The organism is Pseudomonas saudiphocaensis, from assembly GCF_000756775.1.
GTDB lineage: Bacteria > Pseudomonadota > Gammaproteobacteria > Pseudomonadales > Pseudomonadaceae > Stutzerimonas > Stutzerimonas saudiphocaensis.
The window spans coordinates 2,393,331-2,413,399 of the sequence record NZ_CCSF01000001.1; the positions used below are offsets into that span (position 1 = coordinate 2,393,331).

Genomic DNA, 20,069 nt, shown 5'->3' on the forward strand with positions numbered 1-20,069 from the left:
TCGCCTGCGCTGTATGCCGCAATGGAACGCCAAACGCATGGATCGGTGAAGCGTGCACCCTACGTCAGCCGGACGTCTATTCCACACATGGCCGGCCTTTCAGCCAGAACGCGAGAGCCGAGGCATCGGCGCAGATAATTGCAGCCTATCCCTGCCGTGCCGCCAATATCCCCGCCACCCGCGAAGGCTGGCAGTTGAGATAGGCCGAGGACTGCAGCCAGTCCTGGTCGGGATACCAGGAAAACATGAACTGTCCGCCCTTGAGGCTATCGACCACCATGCGCGCCACTTCCGGGCGTACTGCCGGGCAGCCCTGGCTGCGACCGATGCGCCCCTGAGTGGCGATCCAATCCGGATTCACGTAGTCCGCCGGGTGGATGACGATGGCACGCTCGCGGGCCAGGTCATTCACGCCGGGTTCAAGGCCATCCATGCGCAGTGAATAGCCGTGCTTGCCGTGGTAGCTCTCGGCAGTGCGGAACAGGCCGATACTCGACTGGTGGCTGCCGAGGATATTGGAAAAGCGCGTGGCGTGATTCTCACCGGACTTCTGTCCGTGGGCGACAAACTCTTCCAGCAACAATCGCTTGCGCTGAAGGTCGAAGATCCACAAGCGCCGCTCGGAGGACGGGAGGGAGAAATCAATCACTGCCAGCCGCTTGGCTGGGCTGGCACCATTGTTTACGGCGCATTGCATGGCTGCTATGGCGTGGCTCAGTACCCGCGTATCCAGAGCAGGCGCAACTCGCGCCAAATCGTTCAGCAAAGGCTTATAAGAAGGCGCAGCCAGAGCCAGCGGCGCAGACATCAGCAAGCCGGCGACAAGGCACAGGCGCCTTAGCGTTACCATCATGTGCGTGATCCCCATCCGGCGCCAATGCCGCGGTTTCCCGTCTAGCCGGCGCCGATCGCCATTAGATAGCGTATAAAAGCCTGACCCAGGCGGAATACACTTGCGTCAGACAAAACATGTTTTAGTGGCTTGGTTTTTTTCCCAGTACCGCAGCCGGTTACAGCGGCGGAGTCTAGCAGCCGACGAGTCAGCCTGGAGTGAAGCGTTGTACAAAAAACATGCATTTCGTCTTCTCGTGCCGCTTCTACTCACGCCACTGTTGGCATGCGCCGACGGCAGCGAGGCCCCCGGCCCCATGCTGGGCGCGCTGCAAATGCTTCCCGAAGCGTGCGGCAAACCGTTGGCCGATATCGACTCACAGGCACGCCAGCAGCTGACCGCGCTGTATGCACGCGCGCAATTCGAACCCCTGTGGACTTCCTATGCACAGCTCGACGAATTGCTGAGCCAGCTCAACGCGCTGGCCGATGACGGGTTAAACCCTGCGACCTATCACACCGAAGCCATTCGCCACGCGGCACATACAGCAACCACGCAGCCGCTCCATCGCGAGTGCAGCGATCTGCTCGCCAGCCATGGTTATCTCCTGGCCCTGCAGCATCTGACCCACGGCCGCTTGCCCCAGGCTCTTCACGAACCGGTCTGGCGTAGTACCGAGGATCCGGCAACCCAGCGGGACGAGCAACTGCTGGATACCGCCGCGCAAGCGCTGAAAACCCCACGACTGGCCTTCGACAAGGCTCGCCCGGCACTGGAGCAGTACCGCAACCTGCGCTTGGCCTATGCGCAGCTACGCCGTGCCGAGCGCACCGAGCAACCGAACATCCCATCCGGGAAGACCTTGCGCCCCGGCATGACAGACCCGCGCCTGCCGCTGCTGCGCCAGCGCCTGAGCGCCGACGATTACCTTCCGGCGGCTGCCGTATCTCCGGACGATGCCGACACTTACAACGCCGTTGATGAGGCTGCACTCATGGCTTTCCAGCGCCATCACGGACTGCAGGATGACGGCGTGCTGGGTGTCGAGACCCTTGCCGCACTGAATGCCTCCGCGGACGAGCGGCTCGGCCAGTTACGGGCGAATCTCGAGCGCTTCCGCTGGCTTTCCCGTGATATCGAGGATCAATCTCTGCTGGTGGACATTGCCGGCGGACGGGTGATCCATATCCACCATGGCCAGCCCCTATGGGAAACCCGCGCCCAGGTCGGTCGCAGCACGCGGCAGACACCTGCGATCAAATCCAGTGTGACCCGCCTGACACTGAATCCAACCTGGACCGTACCGCCGACCATTCTGCGGGAAGACAAACTGCCGAAGATCCGCGAAAACCTCGACTACCTCGCGCAGCAAAACCTGCAGGTCCTGGACTACCAGGGCAACCTGCTCGACCCGCAGCTGATCGACTGGAACAACCCCGGCAACATCCTGCTGCGGCAGGCGGCAGGCCCGGACAACCCCCTCGGACGGGTGGCCATCCGCTTTGCCAACCCGTACTCAATCTACCTGCACGACACCCCGAGTCAGGGATTGTTCGGCCGCGCGCAACGAGCCACCAGCTCCGGCTGCGTAAGGGTCGAATCGGTGATGCAGCTGGTCAACCTGCTACTCGCCGAGAATGAGCAAGAACGCTTCGAGCGACTACTCGAAACCGGGAAAACCTACGAATTTCGCCTGAGCAAAGCGATGCCTATACTACTAGCCTACTGGACAGCCGAAGCCGACAGCAGCGGCCAGCCGCGCTATCGCCCCGACATTTACCAGCGTGACCGCAGCCTTCTAGGAGCACTGTTGGCTGCCGATCAATAACCGCTGGAGCACTCACGATGAACAGACCGGCGGCTCTGGCAGATTGCCCCTAGACCGAGGTCTACTTGAAAAGGCGTCCAGCGGGCATTTGCGCACCCGCGCAGAAGGCTGGAACAACTGCGATTTTGCCGACATGGATAGACGAGCAGAAATCTTGAACGAAGAAGACCAAGATCAGGACGAAGCTGAACGGCGAGCAGCGTTAGCCGAATACGGGGTTTTCGAAATACCTGACAACACCGCATTCGACGATCTGCTATCGCTGGCTGCAGACTTGTGCGGTACATCCAGCGCCGCCATCCTCTTTCCCGAACGCGGGCGCCACCATTTTTTGGCCTCGCTAAACCTCGACGAACAAGGCCGTGCTTGCGCCAGCACACTCTGCACCAGATCGATGGCGCAAGCATCGGCGCTGGTTATCGAAGATCTTGCCGCCGATCCGCAAAATCAGCCGCTGTCCGGCTTCTATGCCGCAGCTGTATTGCAGACCCCGCACGGGCTGCCACTCGGCACGCTTTGCGTGCTGCATGCCGAACCTCAACAACTTTTCGAGCGACAGCTGGCCCAGCTGCAGACCCTGGCCCGACAAGTCATGGCCTTGCTGGAGTTACGCCGTGAACGCGCCACGGACCGCCCTTCGGAAGGTTCCACACACTTTCGCAAAGCCATCGACCAGGCCAGCCAGGCCCTGCTGGAAGCCGAACAGCGAGTCAGCCTGGCCAATGAAATCGCCTCCATTGGGGTCTGGGAATATGACCTCGAGCGCAATGTCCTGCACTGGGATGCCCAACTCAAGGCACTCGGCGGCATCGCCGCCAACGAGCCGGAGCTGAGCCTTAACGAATTCCTTGCCAGGGTCCACGATGATGATCGCCAGCCGCTAATCGACACCTTCCGCAGTGCACTGGAAGATCAGGATGGCGAGATCAGCCTCGACTACCGCGTCTACGACGCCGCCGGTCAGCACTTCCGCTGGCTGACCAACCGCGGTCGTCGCCTTCAGGCACCTAACGGCAGCATCCGCCTGCTGGGTACCGCTCGGGACATCACTGCCGAACGCAACGCAGCGCTTGAGCTGCAACACATGAATGCCCTGCTGGAGGAGCAGATCCGCGAAAGAAGCCTCACCGAGCAGCGCCAGACACTGCTTATGGAGCTTGGCGATCTGCTGCGTGGACAGCCGGACAGCCTGACCATTGCCTCCGCCGTTGTGCAGACATTGGGAGAGAGCCTGAACGTCAGTCGCGCTGCCTTTCTCAACATCGATCCCGCCGGCCATTACGCCACCGTGGAACGCTATTGGAGCGGCGACGCCCACGGCGAGAGCGACGAGCGCATGTGCTTCTCCGATTACGGCGACTTCATCTACGACCTGCAAAACGATGAGCTGGTAGTGGTCGAAGACGTGCAGCACGATACCCGTACTGCAGCGCAAGCCGAGACCCTTTTGGGGCGCCACATTCAGAGTCTGGTCTGTGTACCGCTGCAGGAGCAGGGTCACCTAAGCGCCGCGCTAATCCTTTTGCAGAAGCAGCCGCGCCAATGGAGCGAAGAGGACCTTTCCTTTATCCGCGAAGTGACCGACCGCGCCTGGACCGCTGACGAACGCATCCGTGCCGAACGCGCCCTGCGCGCCAGCGAGGAACAGTTCCGCACGCTGGCCGACAATATGAGCCAGTTCGCCTGGATGGCCGACCCAACCGGGCACATCTACTGGTACAACAAACGCTGGTACGACTACACCGGAACGACCTACGAAGCCATGCGCGCCCTTAGCTGGCGCTCGGTGAACCATCCCGATCACCATGAGCGGGTCAGCGCCTCGATGAAACGCGCGGTGGCAATCGGCTCGGTCTGGGAGGAGACCTTCCCGCTGCGTGGCAAGGACGGCCAGTACCGCTGGTTTCTGTCACGTGCCCTGCCCATTCGCGATGAATTCGGCCAGGTCACACACTGGTTCGGCACCAATACCGATATCACCGCCCAGGTCACCGCCGAGGAAGCTCTACGCGAACTCAACGACAACCTTGAGCGTCGCGTTGCCGAACGTACCCGCGAACTGGCAGAGATCAACCACCTGCTGCACCTGGAAATGGCCGAGCGCGAGCGCGCTGAGGAAACCCTGCGCCACGCACAAAAGATGGAAGCCATCGGCCAACTTACCGGTGGTCTGGCCCACGACCTCAACAACATGCTCAGCGGCGTGCTGGGCGCACTGGAACTGATCCAGCGGCGGGTCGCCAGCGGTCGGGTGACCGATCTCAATCGCTATGTCGATGCCGCCACAACCTCTGCCAACCGGGCTGCCGCCCTGACCCACCGCCTATTGGCCTTCGCCCGCCGACAGTCATTGGACCCCAAACCGGTAGACGTCAACCGGCTGGTGCTGTCCATGGAAGACATGCTGCGCCGTACCATGGCCGAGCACATCACCTTGGAAACCCGGCTGCAAGCGGACCCCTGGCTGGCCTACACCGATGCCCACCAGCTGGAAAACGCCCTGCTCAATCTGGTCATCAACGCCCGCGATGCCATGAGCGAAGGCGGTCGGCTGATCATCCAGACCAGCTCCGTGCACATTGGCGAACCCCAGCATGACAATCTCGAACCGGGCGACTACGTCACTCTCAGCGTGGCCGACAACGGCTGCGGCATGCCGGCAGAGGTGATCGCCAAGGCCTTCGACCCCTTTTTCACCACCAAACCCATCGGCCAAGGCACCGGCCTTGGCCTGTCGATGGTCTACGGTTTCGTCAAGCAAACCGGCGGCCATGTGCAGATCGACAGCACTCCCGGCCAGGGCACCCTGATCACCCTGTTCCTGCCGCGCAACCAGGAGGTGCAGATAGAGGTTTCCGAGGAGCAAGAGAGCCCCGATCTGGAAGCTCAGGGCGCTCGCCACGGCGAAACCGTACTGGTCGTCGAAGACGAGGTCGCCGTGCGCATGCTGGTGATCGAGGTGCTGGAAGAGCTTGGCTACCAGGTACTCGAAGCCGTGGATGGCACCACCGCGCTGCCCTTCCTGCAAAGCGATCGGCGAATCGATTTGTTGCTCAGTGATATTGGCCTGCCTGGGATCAGTGGTCGCCAACTCGCCGAAATTGCTCGGCAAGTGCGCCCGCGACTCAATGTGCTTTTCATCACCGGTTACGCACCCGATGCCGAGGTGCGTGACGACTTCCTGGCACCCGGCATGGACATGCTGACCAAGCCCTTCAGCATCGACATCCTCGGCGCCAAGGTGCGTCAGCTGATCGGGCACAGCGGATAACGCCCGCCGAGGAACTCCGTCAGTTGCATGACAGTCTCTTGATGCAGGATCAGACGGAGAAACCATCATGCGCAAAACACTTTTGGCTGCCCTTGCGATGACCTGTTTACCTGTTGGAGCGGCAATGGCGGATGGCAGTTTTATCCGCCAGGTACTTTCCTCCGGCGCAACCACCGGCTCGACTTACCTCACTTTCAAGGACAACAAGCTGGTGACGGATGCCCGCGAGGATGCCAGCAGTTTCGTTGCCAGTGACGGTGTAATCCGCGGACCTTACCTGGAAGCCATGCTGCAGCAACTGCGCAGCGAGCAACCTGATCTTCAGGCCAGCGACCTGGAGCTTGCACGCGCGGTTCTGGCCGCCGAGTACTAAGGCAGCTGCATAACCTGCACGGCGATTGCACTTGCTGCAATCGCCTATCCAACAACCGGAGGGTTCATGAAGAAAACCGCATCCGCCGTCTGGCAGGGCGACCTGAAGAGCGGCAAGGGGACCATCAGCACCGAAAGCGGTGCCTTGAAGGACAATCCATACGGTTTTAACACCCGCTTCGAAGGCGCACCCGGCACCAACCCCGAGGAACTGATCGGCGCTGCCCATGCCGGTTGCTTTTCCATGGCCCTGTCGTTGATGCTCGGCCAGGCCGGCTTTACCGCCGACCGTATCGCCACCCGCGCTGAGGTCACACTAGACAAGGACGGCGAAGGCTTCAGCATTACCGCCATCGCGCTCAAGCTCGAGGCGCAGATTCCCGGCATCGATGAAGCGCAGTTCCAGCAGATCGCCAATCAGGCGAAGGAAGGCTGCCCGGTCTCCAAGGTTCTCAACGCGCAGATAAGCCTGACGGCCAGCCTGGCTTAAACAGGCTCCCAGACAAAAACGCCGCCACCGGCTGAGCCGGTGGCGGCGTTCTTGATACGACGGGAAATCAGCCGCGAATGTTGTAGATGTCTTTCTCGTTGAGCTCGGCATACTCGTACAGGCGCTGCATGTAAGCGCGCTGCTGCTCCCAGACCTTGCTTGCCACCGGATCTGCGGCTGCAGCTGCATCGACCGCTTCGGCAGCAACCTCTTTCAGGCGCGCCAGCACTTCATCCGGCAAGCGACGAACTTCAACACCCTGCTCGCGCATCTGCTCCAGCGCTTCCATGTTCTTGGCGTTGTAGTCATCGAGCATGTCGCCGTTGACGTCCCGCGCTGCGGCACGAACGATAGCCTTGAGATCGTCGGGGAGGGTTTCCCAAGCCTTGAGGTTCACGTCCAGCTCGAAGGTGACGTTAGGCTCCTGCCAGCCCGGCGTGTAGTAGTACTTGGCAGCCTTGTGCAGGCCCAGCGCAAGATCGTTGTACGGGCCGATCCACTCGGTGGCGTCAATAGCGCCGGTCTGCAGCGCGGTGAAGATTTCGCCAGCCGGCATATTCACCACGGTACCGCCCATACGGGTCAGCACTTCACCACCCAAACCTGGAGTACGCATCTTCAGGCCGCGGAAATCGTCAACCGACTTGATTTCCTTGTTGAACCAGCCCGCGGTTTGCACGCCAGTGGCACCACAGGCCATCGGCAACACGCCAAAGGGCTTGTAGACCTCTTCCCAGAGTTCCATGCCGCCACCGCGGTGCAGCCAGGCGTTCATTTCCTGAGCATTCGGGCCAAACGGCAGGGCACAGAAGAATTGTGCAGCCGGTACCTTGCCTTTCCAGTAGTACGGTGCGCCATGGCCCATTTCGGCAGTGCCGCGCGATACTGCATCGAACACTTCCAGCGCTGGCACCAGCTCACCCGCAGCGTAGACCTTGACCGTCAGGCGGCCAGCGCTCATCTCGTTGACCAGCCTGGCGAAACGCTCAGCCCCAACGCCCACGCCAGGGAAATTCTTCGGCCAGGAGGTCACCATCTTCCAGCTGAATTTCTCGGCGCTTGCGCCTGCCTCCGACTTGCCGGCCCCAGGTTCGGCCTCCTTATTGCAACCGACCAGAGCCGTAGCGGCCAGGCCGACACCAGCCGCGGCCAAGATTTGACGTCGTTTCATGGATTAACTTCCTATTGTTGTTGTAATTACCGGGTACCAGAACCCTGCACCCAGATACTCTAGCTAGCACACAGCTTCTCACCACTCAAGCCCGCCACCGGGTATGCAGACTATTTACTGAGTTTGTCAGTTGCGATGCAATCTGGCAGGCGCCTAGAATCGCGTGCTGCTAAGGGCAATAACAATAAAGGACCTACCATGTCGCAACATGCCCCTCCTCTGCTCGTCTTGGCCCGTCTGATCGATACGCTAAACGCCCGTTTTGGTCAGGCCTGCGCCTGGCTGACCCTCTTTCTGGTGCTCGGCACCGCAGTCGTGGTGGTGCTGCGCTACGGCTTCGGCATCGGAGCCACGGCACTTCAGGAAGCAGTTCTCTATGCCCACGCGCTCGTCTTCATGGGCGCCGCCGCCTGGACGCTGCAGCGCAACGGCCATGTACGTGTCGACATCTTTTATCAGCGATTCAGCGCACGCTATCAAGCTCTGGTTGAAGTGCTAGGCACGCTGCTCTTTCTTCTCCCTGTTTGCCTGTTTCTTGGCTGGGCCAGCTGGGACTACGTCAGCAATTCCTGGTCAACGCTGGAGGCGTCCAGCGAGTCCGGAGGCTTGAAATTCGTCTACCTGCAAAAAAGCATCATCCTGATACTCGTGTTCACCCTGATACTGCAGGGCATCGCTGAGATCATCAAAGCAGCCTACCTCTTTGCCGGTCGCCTGCCGGCCGCAGAGCCGGAGGTGAAGCATGGCTGAGTTGATGGCAATTGCTCTGTTTGCCTGCATCTGCCTGGCCTTGATGGCCGGCTATCCAGTGGCCTTTACCCTGGGCGGCGTCTCGCTGCTGTTCGCCGGCTTCGGTGTACTTACCGGCACTTTCGACGGTGGTTATCTCAGTGCTCTGCCGAACCGCCTGTTCGGCATCATGAACAACCAGACGATGCTCGCCGTACCCCTGTTCGTGTTCATGGGCGTGATGCTGGAGAAGAGCCGGGTCGCTGAAGATCTGCTTGAATCCATGTCGCGCCTGTTCGGCACCCTCCGCGGCGGCCTGGCTATTTCCGTCTGCGTGGTCGGCGCGCTGCTCGCTGCCAGTACCGGCATTGTCGGCGCCACTGTAGTGACGATGGGCCTACTGGCCCTGCCGACCATGCTGCGCCGCGGCTACGACCCGGCAATTTCCACTGGCACCCTGGCTGCCACCGGCACGCTCGGGCAGATCATTCCACCCTCCATCGTGCTGGTTCTGCTAGGCGACGTGATGTCCAGCGCGTATCAGCAGGCGCAGCTGAAGATGGGGATCTTCTCGCCCAAGACCGTCTCGGTGGGCGACCTGTTCGTCGGGGCGCTGCTGCCGGGCCTGCTGTTGGTCGGCCTGTACATTCTCTACATAATCGCTGTAGCGGTACTGCAGCCGAAGAAATTGCCAGCCCTGCCCCAGGAAGAGCTCGGCCCCATCGAGTGGGGCAAGCTGATCAATGCGCTGTTCCCACCGCTGCTGCTCATCAGCGCGGTTCTCGGCTCTATCCTTGCCGGTTACGCAACACCAACAGAGGCTGCAGCGCTGGGGGCACTGGGCGCAATGCTGTTGGCCTTCTACAAGGGCAAACTCAACCTCACCCAGCTGCGTAACGTGGCGCACGGTACAACCGAAATCACCGCCATGGTGTTCCTGATCCTCATTGGCGCCTCTCTCTTCTCGCTGGTATTTCGTGGGTTCGGCGGCGAAGCCCTGATCGAAGACGTGTTCGCCCAGCTGCCAGGCGGCGTGCTCGGAGCCTTCTTCCTGGTCATGCTGGTAATCTTCCTGCTGGGTTTCATCCTCGACTTTATCGAGATCACCTTCGTCGTCGTGCCCATCGTCGGCCCCGTGTTGCTTGCAATGGGACTGGACCCGGTGTGGCTCGGCGTGATGATTGCGCTGAATCTGCAGACCTCGTTCCTTACTCCGCCTTTCGGTTTTGCGCTGTTCTACCTGCGTGGCGTGACGCCGAAATCGGTGCCTACCAGCACCATCTACAAGGGAGTGATACCTTTCATCCTGATCCAGGTGCTGCTGCTGGTAATCGCTTATCTGTTCCCCGGTCTGATCACTTGGCTTCCTGAACAGATATACGGTAAGTGAACATAGGCAGACGACTGCTTCTGCCGTCGTCTTGCCGTCGCGCGGCGTTTAACCATCCTCGCGGATTTTTCCGATGTATACCCATACGCAGCTCGTCGAGCGCTTTGAAAGGCTCGACGCATTTCTCATACAGCATCAGGCGCTGTGGCGGCCACGCCCCTTCACCCATCTCCGCCTGCCTTGGGAAGCAGAATATCCAGAACTCGCCGCATGGCTGCGCGCCCGTTCGCTGGAAGAAGCAGAGGACGCGCATAACCATCCTGACAGGCTCGCAGCGCCAGCCCCGTTCCAGACACTGGCGGAACAGGCGAGATCACTAAGCTGCGTCGAGGAACTGCCCAAACGGAGCACACCAACCAACGATCCGCGCCAGGCTACGGATGTACCCGGCCGAAAATGGCAGCAGATTCAGTCATTTAGCGCAGCCCTCGACTTTCGCGAGCAGCCCCGGCATTGGCTCGACTGGTGCGCAGGCAAAGGTCATCTGGGGCGTCAGCTGGCAAATAGCGGCGCAACCTTGACCTGCTTGGAATGGGACCCTGCACTGGTATACGCCGGAGCAAAACTTAGCCAGCGCCTGGGTTTCCATGCGAACCACCGGGCGCAAGACGTAATGAGCGATGAGGCAGCCACACAGCTTGGACCCGATTTGACTCCGGTTGCCCTGCACGCCTGCGGCGACCTGCATGTCCGCTTGATTCAGCTCGGCATCGAGCAGCGATGCCGCCAGCTAGCCATCGCCCCCTGTTGCTACAACCGGATTCGCGGCGATATCTACCAGCCACTCTCCAGCGCAACGCAGGCGTCCCGACTGCAGCTTTCCCGCGACGACCTCGGTCTGCCGCTCAGCGAAACCGTCACCGCCGGCGCCCGTGAACGCCGCCAGCGCGACCAGTCCATGGCCTGGCGCCTGGGCTTCGATCTGCTGCAACGAAAACTGCGTGACAACGACAGCTATTTGCCGACCCCCTCGCTGCCCAGTGCCTGGCTGAAAAAAAACTTCGAGCAGTATTGCCGCGACCTCGCCGCCCTCAAGAGCCTTCCCGAACCACAGGCCGAGCCCTGGTATGAACTGGAGCAGCGCGGATGGCAGCGTTTGGCCGAAGTCCGCAACCTGGAACTGTTACGCGGCCTGTTCCGCCGCCCGCTGGAGCTTTGGCTGCTGCTGGACCGCGCACTTCTACTCGCAGAAAACGGCTACAAAGTACGGCTCGGAACCTTCTGCCCGAGCAAACTCACCCCACGTAATCTGCTGCTACTCGCCGAGTTGCCAACCGCAGCAGAAAACAGCTGCAAGTAACTGCAAACAAACGGTTTACTCGGCGCGAGCAATGGCTATAATGGCGCCCATCTTTTCGCCGGTATAGCTCAGCTGGTAGAGCAACTGACTTGTAATCAGTAGGTCCCGGGTTCGACTCCTGGTGCCGGCACCATATAAATCAAAGGCTTGCAGCGATGCAGGCCTTTGTTTTTTCTGCCAGACGTAAAATTAGACGTAAAATTACGCCGTTTTACCTCCTCTCCGAACGCTCTCCGCCACCCTCTGGCAGCAGATTTATCTGTCGCAACCGGCGGACTCAAGCTGGCTTGTGCTGACCTCGCGGCCCGCCTACAGATCACAATCTGCACGATTCCTGGCTGGGCGCTTCATTGCAGGCGGCCAACAGGCGTACACAATCCTGAGCCTACCAGGCGAGCACTTCTGACAAAGCCCATCCCCTTCCAGGAAAAGCGCCTGGTGGGCATCCGCCGATGGTTTGCCTGAATTTTTTGATGGGCCATAGGGGCGCGGGGGCAAGGAACCGACTATCTGGGCCGGAAAAAACGATTCAAATAGCGGGGGCTCAGCTAATCACATACTTTTTTAAAAGGTGTTTATCTTACCAAAAAGTGGTCAGATTAGGCCCCAAAAAGGGGGTTGCACTGTGTCAACGTATGCCTACCAACCAAACGGAGCACCTGTCATGCAACCCCACTTCACGACTCTTGATCTCTGCTCACTGCTGCGCTGCAGCCAGACCACTCTCTGGCGTTTGCGGCAGGACGTTGAGCACTTCCCTCAGCCCAACCTGATTGGTCGCCGGCTGCTCTGGACCCGTGACCAGGTCGAGCAGATTCTCGAGCTTCTTTCCTGACCGATAGCCTCTAGGCGGCTCTGTGCCGCCTAGAGGTCCCCAAATCCAATAAATCCTGAACAAACCGTCTTGTTGGTTTGCGGATTTTTGCGCTCAAAAATTGAGGTATCAGGCATGCAAACTGTAGCGGCCACCGGCACGGGTACAAGCGTTGCCCGGCTAGCCACTCATTCCCCCGTCATCCCCAAGAACGGCTACACCGTCCATGACACTGAGATCGTGCACAACGGGCAAAAATTTGCTCCCGGCGTCTGGCTGCACCGCAGCACTCGTACCGACGAGGGGCAGGAAACGCTCTCGCACGAGTGGCTGTGCGGTCCACTGCACGTGGATGCAATCACGCGCAGCCCCTCATGCAGCGAGGACTATGGCGTTCTGCTCCGTTTTACCAACCTAGACGGCGCCGAAATGACGTGGGCGATGCCTCTGGAGCTACTTGCTGGCCGAACGGAGCAGGTCATATCTGTGCTGTACAATCGAGGGCTGAAAATTGAGCATTCGAAGCGCTCGGAAGTTGTACGCTACATCGCCAGTCAGGAGCCGCTACGTCGAGTTATTTCTAGCTCGACAACCGGGTGGGTCGATGGACTGTTTATCACTCCTCTTGAGGCTATAGGCGGCCGCGACGCTATTTTTCAGTCCGATGGCTCCGCCGATGGGGAATACACTAAAGGCGGCACGCTTGAGGGTTGGCATCAGACAATCGCTGCAGTTCTGCCAGGAAACGAGTTGCTGCAGCTGGGGATTGGCGCCGCGCTTTCCGGTCCGCTGCTGGCGCCCCTCAACGCCCACAATGGTGGGGGCTTCCATCTTCTTTGGGATAGCTCCAACGGCAAAACGACCATCGTTCTATGCGCGGCTTCCGTGTGGGGCCACGGTATGCATTTCACTCTGAAATGGAATGCCACCGCCAATGGTCTGGAGGGTATCGCGTCACTACGCAACGACTGTCTACTGGCGCTGGATGAGCTGGGCCAGGCCGAGCCGAACAATGTAGGCAATGTGGTTTATAGCGTGTCAGATGGTATCGGGAAGCAACGCGCTGGTCGGTCAAGCGCTGCGCGCCGAGTGCGACGCTGGCGAGTGATGCTCCTGTCATCAGGTGAGGTAACGCTGGAAACCAAGATGTCAGAGGCCGGCAAGCGAATCCACGCGGGGCAAGAGGTGCGCCTGGTGACAGTATCGTCTGGGCGTAAATATGGCGCCTGGGATGCTCTGCACGGTCACCCCAGCGGCGCAGCACTGTCCGACTCACTGAAGAAGGCCAGCACCACCCACTACGGCCACGCTGGCCCGGCATTCGTGCGGGCACTCATCGAAAGCGGCAAACTGGACCAGTTGCCGGCAATGCTTGAAACCATACGCATGCACTTCCACGCAGAACCAGGTCAGTCCGCCCGAGTGGGCGAGCGCTTCGCCATTGTCGCACTGGCGCTAGAACTGGCGACTACTTACGGCCTGCTGCCGTTAACCAAGGGCGAAGGGACCGCCAGCATGGTAAAGCTTTTCAACGGCTGGCTGGTCGAGCGCGGAACAGGTCCCAGCGAGGATCGTCAGATCCTGCGTACGATCTCCGATTTCCTTGACCGCCACGGGGGCACTCGCTTTCAGTCCGTGAACGCATGCGCAGAGGCCGTTCGTGATCGTGCCGGCTACTGGGAGCAGTCCGGCACCGGCAGTGCGCGTATCTATCTTTTCACTCGCGGCGGTCTGCAAGAGGCAACCCAAGGCTACGAGCTGACCCGTGTGCTGCGCACCTTGGACAGCGTGGGGGCTATTACCAAGAAGGAGCCGGGCAAGATGCAGCACCGCAAGCGGCTCCCGGATGGCAGCAATCCTGGGCTGTACTGGATCGACCCTGCACGCTTGCATCATGGTGATTAGCTGCAATATTCGATGAGGGGGAGGGAGCGCAGGGAACAGCGGGATCAGCCAGTATCCACGGGGTCTGCGCCTGTTCCCTCCGCCAGATCGGCATAGGGAGCACCGGGAGCACTGAAAGCAATTGTTCCCCACTGCTCCCTGCCGGGAAACACCATAGGGAACCGCTGCAGGCCCCGCCAAACCTGCGCTATCCCTGCGATCCCTGTGTTCCCTGCGCATAAGCGAGAGTTGAAGTCGCACTCAGCTGAAGCTTTAGGATGGGCTAACCCACGAACTGCTGCCACTCACCTGGCTTGGGTTAGAATCGCCGGCATTTACGCTGCCAGGACAGGTGCCCACGACGGGTGCCCACAAGGGACTTCGCAATGCCTCTCACGCTGCAACAGCTGGAACGCCACCTATTCAAAGCCGCCGACATCCTGCGCGGCAAGATGGATGCCTCGGAGTTCAAGGAATATATCTTCGGAATGCTGTTTCTCAAGCGTTGCTCAGATGTGTTCGAGGAGCGCTACGAGCAGGTCATTGCCGATGAGCTGAAAGCGGGCAAAAGCAAGGCCGAGGCCCATATCACCGCGGAAAACCCGCGCTGGTACAAGCGTGACGGCAATTTCTGGGTACCCAGCCAGTCGCGTTTCAAGCACCTGGTTAACGAAGCACACATTAATGTCGGCGACCTGCTGAACAAGGCCCTCTCCGGTATCGAGGAAAACAATTCCTCCCTGGAAGGGGTTTTGGAGCACATCGACTTCACGCGCAAGGTGGGCCAGAGCAAGATTCCCGACCAGAAGCTGCGCCAACTCATCACCCACTTCGGCGACGTGCGCCTGCGTAACAGCGACTTCGAATTCCCCGACCTGCTCGGCGCGGCCTACGAATACCTGATCGCCGAATTCGCCGACTCCGCTGGCAAGAAAGGCGGCGAGTTCTACACGCCACGTTCGGTGGTGCGGTTGATGGTGCACCTGCTCAAGCCGACTCTGGCCCACGACATCTATGACCCCTGCTGCGGCTCAGGCGGCATGTTGATCGCCGCCAAGGAATACATCGACGAGCACGGCGAGGACGGTCGCAAGGCCAACCTGTTCGGCCAGGAATTCAACGGCACCGTGTGGTCCATCGCGCAGATGAACATGCTCCTGCACGGCATCAGCAACGCCTGGCTGGAGAATGAAGACACCCTGGCCGACCCGCGCCATATCGAAGGTGGCGAACTGCGCCGCTTCGACCGCATCCTCACCAACCCACCCTTCTCTATCAACTGGGGCCACACCGAGAAAAACGCCGACGGCAGCCTGGCCTGGAACCCGACCTTCCGCGAAGAACGCTTCCGCTTCGGCGAGGTGCCGCTGGGCTCCAAGAAAGCCGACCTGATGTTCCTCCAGCACATGCTCGCCGTCACCCGCGACGAGGGCATGGTTGCCACCGTACTGCCCCACGGCGTGCTGTTCCGGGGGGGTGAGGAAAAAGCCATTCGCGCCGGCATCATCGAGGCGGATCTGCTCGAAGCGGTGATCGGCCTGCCGGCCAATCTGTTCTACGGCACCGGCATTCCGGCCTGCATCCTGATCCTGCGGCAACAGAAGCAGGAAGGCGCCAACCGTGTCAGCGCCAAGCCCGCCGAGCGCCAGGGCAAGGTGCTGTTCATCAATGCCGACCGCGAATACTTCGAGGGCCGCGCGCAGAACTTCCTGCTGCCCGAGCACATCGAGAAGATCACTACCGCCTACGAGGAATTTCGCCAGATCGACGGCCTCAGCGACGTGATAGACATCGCCACCCTGCGCGACAACGACTACAACCTGAACATCCGCCGCTACGTGGACAACGCCCCGCCGCCGGAGTCCCATGACGTACGCGCCCACCTGCTCGGCGGCGTGCCCAAGGCCGAAGTGCAGGCCAAGGCCGCGCTGTTCAGTGCCCACGGCCTCGATCCACTGGACCTGTTCGCCGAACGCGACGCGCAGTATTTCGACTTCAAGCCCGAACTGACCCAGCGCGCCGACCTCAAGGCCGCCATCGAAGGCAATCCCGGTCTGCAGCTCAAGGAAGCCTCGATACGCGCCGCCTTCGAGGCGTGGTGGAGCGAGCACAGCCCGCGCATCACCGCCCTGGCCGGGAAGCTGGATGACAGCGCCGCGCTGGTCAGCCTGCGCGGCGAGCTGCTGGCCAGCTTCAGTGAAACCCTGGAGCGCATCGGCCTGCTCGATCCCTTCCAGGTGCGCGGCATCGTTGCCGGCTTCTGGTACCAGAGCAAATACGACTTCCTTGGCCTGATGGCACGCGGCAGCAGCGGCGTGATGGATGCCTGGCGCACCAGTATCGTCACCGCCATGGAAGACAAGGCCAGCAAGCACAGCCCGCTGGAACACAAGTTGGTGAAATTCCTGCTCAATGATTTCGTCGCCGGGCTGGCCGAGCTGGAAGCGAAAAAGGCCGAACTGGAAAGCCAGCTCAAGGCCGCCACCCCAGCCAAGGGCGAGGATGGCGATGAGGCCGAGAGCGAAGCGGAAACCAGCGACGCCGAGGAAAGCGCCGTCGATGAAGCCCAGCTCAAGGCCTGGAAGGCCGAGCTGGCCAAGGTGAAAAAGCAGCTCAAAACCCAGAAGGACAACTTTGCCACCCACCTGAACCAAGCCGTCGATGGGCTGGACGAGCAGCAGGCCGGCGAGCTGCTGCTGACCATCCTGCACAACGATATGCAGGCCATCGTCGAGCGCTACATCGCCGCCCAGCGCAAGCAGATCGTCGCCGCTTTCGAGAACTGGTGGGACAAGTACCGGGTGACGCTGAACGAGATCGAGCACAAGCGCGATGCGGCGGCAGAGGCGTTGCAGGGATTTCTGAAGGGGCTGGGGTATGTCTGATCATGCCAAGCACCAGTACGGAGAGTTTCTGCAGCAATTACCTGGTGATTGGCAGCAAGCAGAGATTCGGCAACTTGGCGCAGTCGTTGGTGGAGGGACACCTTCGCGCGAGGTGTCCTCCTACTGGCAAGGAAGTATTCCGTGGGTGACGCCTGGCGAAGTCAGTGGAGTGGATAGGCAGCTGCTACACGACACGCAAGAGCACGTCAGCCCCGCTGGGTTAAGTGGGAGCGGAGCGAATTTGCTTCCTGTCGGCTCATTGATGGTGACAACTCGGGCAACACTCGGGGCGCGAGTCATCAACGCGGTTCCGATGGCGACCAACCAAGGGTTCAAGTCGATCGTCTTCAAGTATCCCGAGGAAGGCGGGTACTACTTCCACCTTTTCGAGAAGATTAAGCCTGAGCTGATTCGTCGAGCATCAGGGACAACCTTTCTCGAAATCTCAGGTAATGAGTTCGGCAGCATTCAGGTGCCTAATCCTCCGGCTCCTGAGAAAAAGGTCATCACCCAGATCCTCGATACACTCGACATTGCCATCCGCGAAACCGAGGCGCTGATCGACAAGCTTAAGGCCGTCAAGCAGGGCCTGCTGCACGACCTGCTGACCCGCGGCATCGACGCCAACGGCCAACTGCGCCCGCCACAGAGCGAAGCGCCGCAGCTCTACAAGGAGTCGCCGTTGGGGTGGATTCCACAGGAGTGGGAGGCAGTAGAGCTAAATCAGTTGATTGACCCGAAGCGTCCGGTCGTCTACGGGATTCTGATGCCTGGCTATGGGCATCCGGGAGGGGTTCCTGTTGTAAAGGTGAAGGACATCTTCGATGGGAAGATTCACCTCAACGATCTGTTGCTCACCAGCCCTAAGATTGATCGGGAGTACAGCAGATCCCGCCTCAAGGCGGGTGACCTCTTGTTTACGATTCGTGGAACAGTGAGCAGAACAGCGTTTGTGCCTCCCGCTCTAGATTCAGCGAACATCACGCAAGATACCGCTCGACTGGCAGTTACTGGCACTGATGCTCGGTTCCTGCGTGCCTATCTTGGCATGGCAGTACCAAGCAGGTTCATTGCGACTCACACGCTTGGAGTAGCAGTGCAAGGGATAAACCTTCGAGATGTTCGACGAATCCCCATCGCGCGTCCCTCGGCGCTTGAGGCAAAGGCAATCGCCGATGAAATTCAGTCCCTGGAGCAGCGTTTAGAAAGTGAAAGCTTGAGTGCCGCCAAGCTCCGGCTTGCAAAGGCCGGCCTGATGGACGACCTGCTGACCGGACGCGTGCGCGTCAACCCGCTGCTGGAGTCCGTGCAACAGCCTGTTGGACAAACGAGAGCCTGACATGACCCAGCGCCTGCCGCCCCGCGAATCCCTCACCGTCGAGTTCAAGAGCGACCTGAAGAAGCTACCCGACCGCGAGCTGATTGAGGCGCTGGTCTGCCTGGCCAACGCCGAGGGCGGCGAGCTGTGGCTGGGCGTCGAGGACGACAGCACGCCCACCGGCCTGCATGCCGAGCATCGCCTGCTCGAAGGTCTGGCCGGCATGGTCGCGGCGCGCACCTCGCCGGCGCTGAACGTGCAGGCCGAGGCGGTCGAGGCGGCCGGCGTTACCGTGGCGCGCATCCGCGTGCCCAAGGCTCAGGGCGAGGTGGCCACTACCAATGGCGTCTACCTGCGCCGCCGCCTCAAGCACGACGGGACTCCGGAATGCGTGGCCATGCTGCCCCACGAGCGCGCCAGCCGCGCCTCCAGTTTCGGCCTGATCGACGTGTCGGCCCAGCCGGTGGCCGGCGCCACCCTGGCCGACCTCGATCCGCTGGAACGTGAGCGCCTGCGTCAGGCGGTGCAGCAGTATGGCGGCGACCGTGTGCTGCTCGAACTGGACGACGAAGCCCTGGATGGTGCCCTGCTGCTCACCGCGCGCCAGCCGGATGGTTCGCGCGTGCCGACCCTCACCGGCCTGTTGCTGGTGGGCCGGGAAACCTCGCTGCGCCAGCTGGTGCCCACCCACGAGTTTGCTTTTCAGGTGCTGGCCCAGCAGGCGGTGCGCTTCAACGAGTTCCGCCGCTTCCCATTGCTTAAGGCGCTGGACTGGCTGGAAACCAACTTCCGCCCCTACAACCCCGAGGAAGAACTGCAGGTCGGCTTGTTCCGCGTGCCTGTTCCCAAGGTAGACATGGGCGCCTTCCGCGAAGCGGTGGCCAACGCGCTGGTTCACCGTGATTACCATGGCCGTGGCGCGGTGCATGTGCGCCTAGAGGACGATGCCCTGGTGGTCAGCAACCCCGGCGGTCTGGTGGATGGCGTAACCCTGGCCAACCTGCTGGTGACCGAGCCGCGCCCGCGCAACCCGGCATTGGCCGATGCAATGAAGCGCATTGGTGTGGTCGAGCGCTCCGGCCGCGGCGTGGACAAGATCTTTCGCGGCATGCTCAAGTTCGGTCGCCCGGCCCCGGATTACAGCTACACCACCGCCCAGAGCGTGGTGCTGCGCCTGCCCACCGACGAGGCCGACCTGGAGTTCCGCCGCCTGGTGGTCGAGCATGAACGCACGACAAACGCTGAGCTGCCTATCGACAGCCTGATCGCTCTGGCCACCCTGCGCGAACTCAAGCGTCTTAGCGCCGACGCGCTGGCCGAACGCATCCAGCGCGATGTCACCAGTGCCAAACGCACCCTGGAAGCCCTGACCGAAGCCGGTATGGTCGAAGCCCATGGCGCTACCCGTGGCCGCAGCTACACCCTGTCAGCCAGCTTGTACCAGGCCGTAGGTAATAAGGCGGCCTACACCCGGCAGGCTGGGTTCAGCCCTATCCAGCATGAGCAGATGGTGCTGAGCTATGTGCAGCAGCACGGCCAGATCAAGCGGGCGGAGGTCATGGACCTGTGCCGGCTTACCGAAGATCAAGCCTGGCAACTGATCAAGCGCCTGGTGTCGGCTGAAAAACTGGTCAAGCATGGCGAGCGGCGCTGGAGCTTCTATACCCTGCCGGGAGATGACTGACCTGTGTCGCTATGCGTTTCTATACGGTTCTATACGTTTGCGTATACGCATAGGAAGCCGCGAGGCACATGAATTGTATTAGGCATGGGTAGCGGTTTTTT

General features: G+C 60.8%; 14 protein-coding genes and 1 tRNA gene. 13 read left to right on the top strand and 2 right to left on the bottom strand.

Annotated elements, in window-relative coordinates:
• Window positions 1-145: 145 nt before the first annotated feature.
• A complete protein-coding gene (locus BN1079_RS11000; RefSeq protein WP_037026817.1) occupies window positions 146-853 on the bottom strand; it encodes a murein L,D-transpeptidase catalytic domain family protein in 708 nt (235 codons plus the stop codon).
• Between the two features lie 205 nt (window positions 854-1,058).
• Between BN1079_RS11000 and BN1079_RS11005 the strand changes: the two genes are divergently transcribed.
• The 4 genes from BN1079_RS11005 to BN1079_RS11035 all read left to right on the top strand — a co-directional run bounded on the left by BN1079_RS11005 (window position 1,059) and on the right by BN1079_RS11035 (window position 6,793).
• Window positions 1,059-2,660 carry a L,D-transpeptidase family protein gene (locus tag BN1079_RS11005; protein WP_037024352.1) on the top strand — a complete coding sequence of 534 codons (1,602 nt, stop codon included), beginning with the start codon at window positions 1,059-1,061 and terminating at the stop codon, window positions 2,658-2,660.
• 133 nt (window positions 2,661-2,793) lie between these two features.
• Window positions 2,794-5,931: a PAS domain-containing protein gene (locus BN1079_RS17380; RefSeq protein WP_081950853.1), complete on the top strand. Its 3,138-nt coding sequence runs from the start codon at window positions 2,794-2,796 to the stop codon at window positions 5,929-5,931.
• 67 nt (window positions 5,932-5,998) lie between these two features.
• Window positions 5,999-6,304: a DUF2388 domain-containing protein gene (locus BN1079_RS11030; protein WP_037024361.1), complete on the top strand. Its 306-nt coding sequence runs from the start codon at window positions 5,999-6,001 to the stop codon at window positions 6,302-6,304.
• Window positions 6,305-6,370: 66 nt separating this feature from the next.
• Complete coding sequence (locus BN1079_RS11035) at window positions 6,371-6,793, top strand: OsmC family protein (protein ID WP_037024363.1); 423 nt, start codon at window positions 6,371-6,373, stop codon at window positions 6,791-6,793.
• A gap of 67 nt (window positions 6,794-6,860) precedes the next feature.
• On the opposite strand, the gene BN1079_RS11040 is transcribed toward BN1079_RS11035, so the two are convergent.
• Window positions 6,861-7,964 (bottom strand): TRAP transporter substrate-binding protein, encoded by a 1,104-nt coding sequence (locus tag BN1079_RS11040; protein ID WP_037024364.1) that lies wholly within the window; start codon window positions 7,962-7,964, stop codon window positions 6,861-6,863.
• Window positions 7,965-8,162: 198 nt separating this feature from the next.
• Between BN1079_RS11040 and BN1079_RS11045 the strand changes: the two genes are divergently transcribed.
• The 9 genes from BN1079_RS11045 to BN1079_RS11080 all read left to right on the top strand — a co-directional run bounded on the left by BN1079_RS11045 (window position 8,163) and on the right by BN1079_RS11080 (window position 19,968).
• Window positions 8,163-8,714 carry a TRAP transporter small permease subunit gene (locus BN1079_RS11045; RefSeq protein WP_037024365.1) on the top strand — a complete coding sequence of 184 codons (552 nt, stop codon included), beginning with the start codon at window positions 8,163-8,165 and terminating at the stop codon, window positions 8,712-8,714.
• Window positions 8,707-10,083, top strand: coding sequence for a TRAP transporter large permease (locus BN1079_RS11050; RefSeq protein ID WP_037024368.1), 1,377 nt, complete (start codon window positions 8,707-8,709; stop codon window positions 10,081-10,083). Before BN1079_RS11045 ends, BN1079_RS11050 begins: the two co-directional genes overlap by 8 nt.
• A 73-nt stretch (window positions 10,084-10,156) precedes the next feature.
• On the top strand, window positions 10,157-11,383 hold the full coding sequence (locus BN1079_RS11055; protein ID WP_037024369.1) for a methyltransferase: 1,227 nt from the start codon (window positions 10,157-10,159) through the stop codon (window positions 11,381-11,383).
• Between the two features lie 57 nt (window positions 11,384-11,440).
• A tRNA-Thr gene (locus BN1079_RS11060) sits at window positions 11,441-11,516 on the top strand.
• Between the two features lie 531 nt (window positions 11,517-12,047).
• Complete coding sequence (locus BN1079_RS17725) at window positions 12,048-12,218, top strand: helix-turn-helix transcriptional regulator (protein ID WP_171819300.1); 171 nt, start codon at window positions 12,048-12,050, stop codon at window positions 12,216-12,218.
• A 114-nt stretch (window positions 12,219-12,332) separates the two neighbouring features.
• Window positions 12,333-14,102 (top strand): DUF927 domain-containing protein, encoded by a 1,770-nt coding sequence (locus BN1079_RS11065; protein ID WP_052114468.1) that lies wholly within the window; start codon window positions 12,333-12,335, stop codon window positions 14,100-14,102.
• Window positions 14,103-14,467: 365 nt separating this feature from the next.
• Complete coding sequence (locus BN1079_RS11070) at window positions 14,468-16,966, top strand: N-6 DNA methylase (RefSeq protein WP_037024371.1); 2,499 nt, start codon at window positions 14,468-14,470, stop codon at window positions 16,964-16,966.
• Window positions 16,959-18,305, top strand: a complete 1,347-nt coding sequence (locus BN1079_RS11075; RefSeq protein ID WP_052114469.1) for a restriction endonuclease subunit S — start codon at window positions 16,959-16,961, stop codon at window positions 18,303-18,305. Before BN1079_RS11070 ends, BN1079_RS11075 begins: the two co-directional genes overlap by 8 nt.
• 1 nt (window position 18,306) lies before the next feature.
• Window positions 18,307-19,968, top strand: coding sequence for an ATP-binding protein (locus BN1079_RS11080; protein WP_037024372.1), 1,662 nt, complete (start codon window positions 18,307-18,309; stop codon window positions 19,966-19,968).
• Window positions 19,969-20,069: the final 101 nt, after the last annotated feature.

Excerpts from the sequence above, each read along its gene's own strand:
- BN1079_RS11055 (WP_037024369.1), top strand. The coding sequence starts at position 10,157 with ATGTATACCCATACGCAGCTCGTCGAGCGCTTTGAAAGGCTCGACGCA.
- BN1079_RS11080 (WP_037024372.1), top strand. The coding sequence starts at position 18,307 with ATGACCCAGCGCCTGCCGCCCCGCGAATCCCTCACCGTCGAGTTCAAG.
- BN1079_RS11040 (WP_037024364.1), bottom strand. The coding sequence starts at position 7,964 with ATGAAACGACGTCAAATCTTGGCCGCGGCTGGTGTCGGCCTGGCCGCT.
- BN1079_RS11045 (WP_037024365.1), top strand. The coding sequence starts at position 8,163 with ATGTCGCAACATGCCCCTCCTCTGCTCGTCTTGGCCCGTCTGATCGAT.
- BN1079_RS11065 (WP_052114468.1), top strand. The coding sequence starts at position 12,333 with ATGCAAACTGTAGCGGCCACCGGCACGGGTACAAGCGTTGCCCGGCTA.
- BN1079_RS11000 (WP_037026817.1), bottom strand. The coding sequence starts at position 853 with ATGATGGTAACGCTAAGGCGCCTGTGCCTTGTCGCCGGCTTGCTGATG.
- BN1079_RS11035 (WP_037024363.1), top strand. The coding sequence starts at position 6,371 with ATGAAGAAAACCGCATCCGCCGTCTGGCAGGGCGACCTGAAGAGCGGC.
- BN1079_RS11050 (WP_037024368.1), top strand. The coding sequence starts at position 8,707 with ATGGCTGAGTTGATGGCAATTGCTCTGTTTGCCTGCATCTGCCTGGCC.
- BN1079_RS11075 (WP_052114469.1), top strand. The coding sequence starts at position 16,959 with ATGTCTGATCATGCCAAGCACCAGTACGGAGAGTTTCTGCAGCAATTA.
- BN1079_RS17725 (WP_171819300.1), top strand. The coding sequence starts at position 12,048 with ATGCAACCCCACTTCACGACTCTTGATCTCTGCTCACTGCTGCGCTGC.
- BN1079_RS17380 (WP_081950853.1), top strand. The coding sequence starts at position 2,794 with ATGGATAGACGAGCAGAAATCTTGAACGAAGAAGACCAAGATCAGGAC.
- BN1079_RS11030 (WP_037024361.1), top strand. The coding sequence starts at position 5,999 with ATGCGCAAAACACTTTTGGCTGCCCTTGCGATGACCTGTTTACCTGTT.
- BN1079_RS11070 (WP_037024371.1), top strand. The coding sequence starts at position 14,468 with ATGCCTCTCACGCTGCAACAGCTGGAACGCCACCTATTCAAAGCCGCC.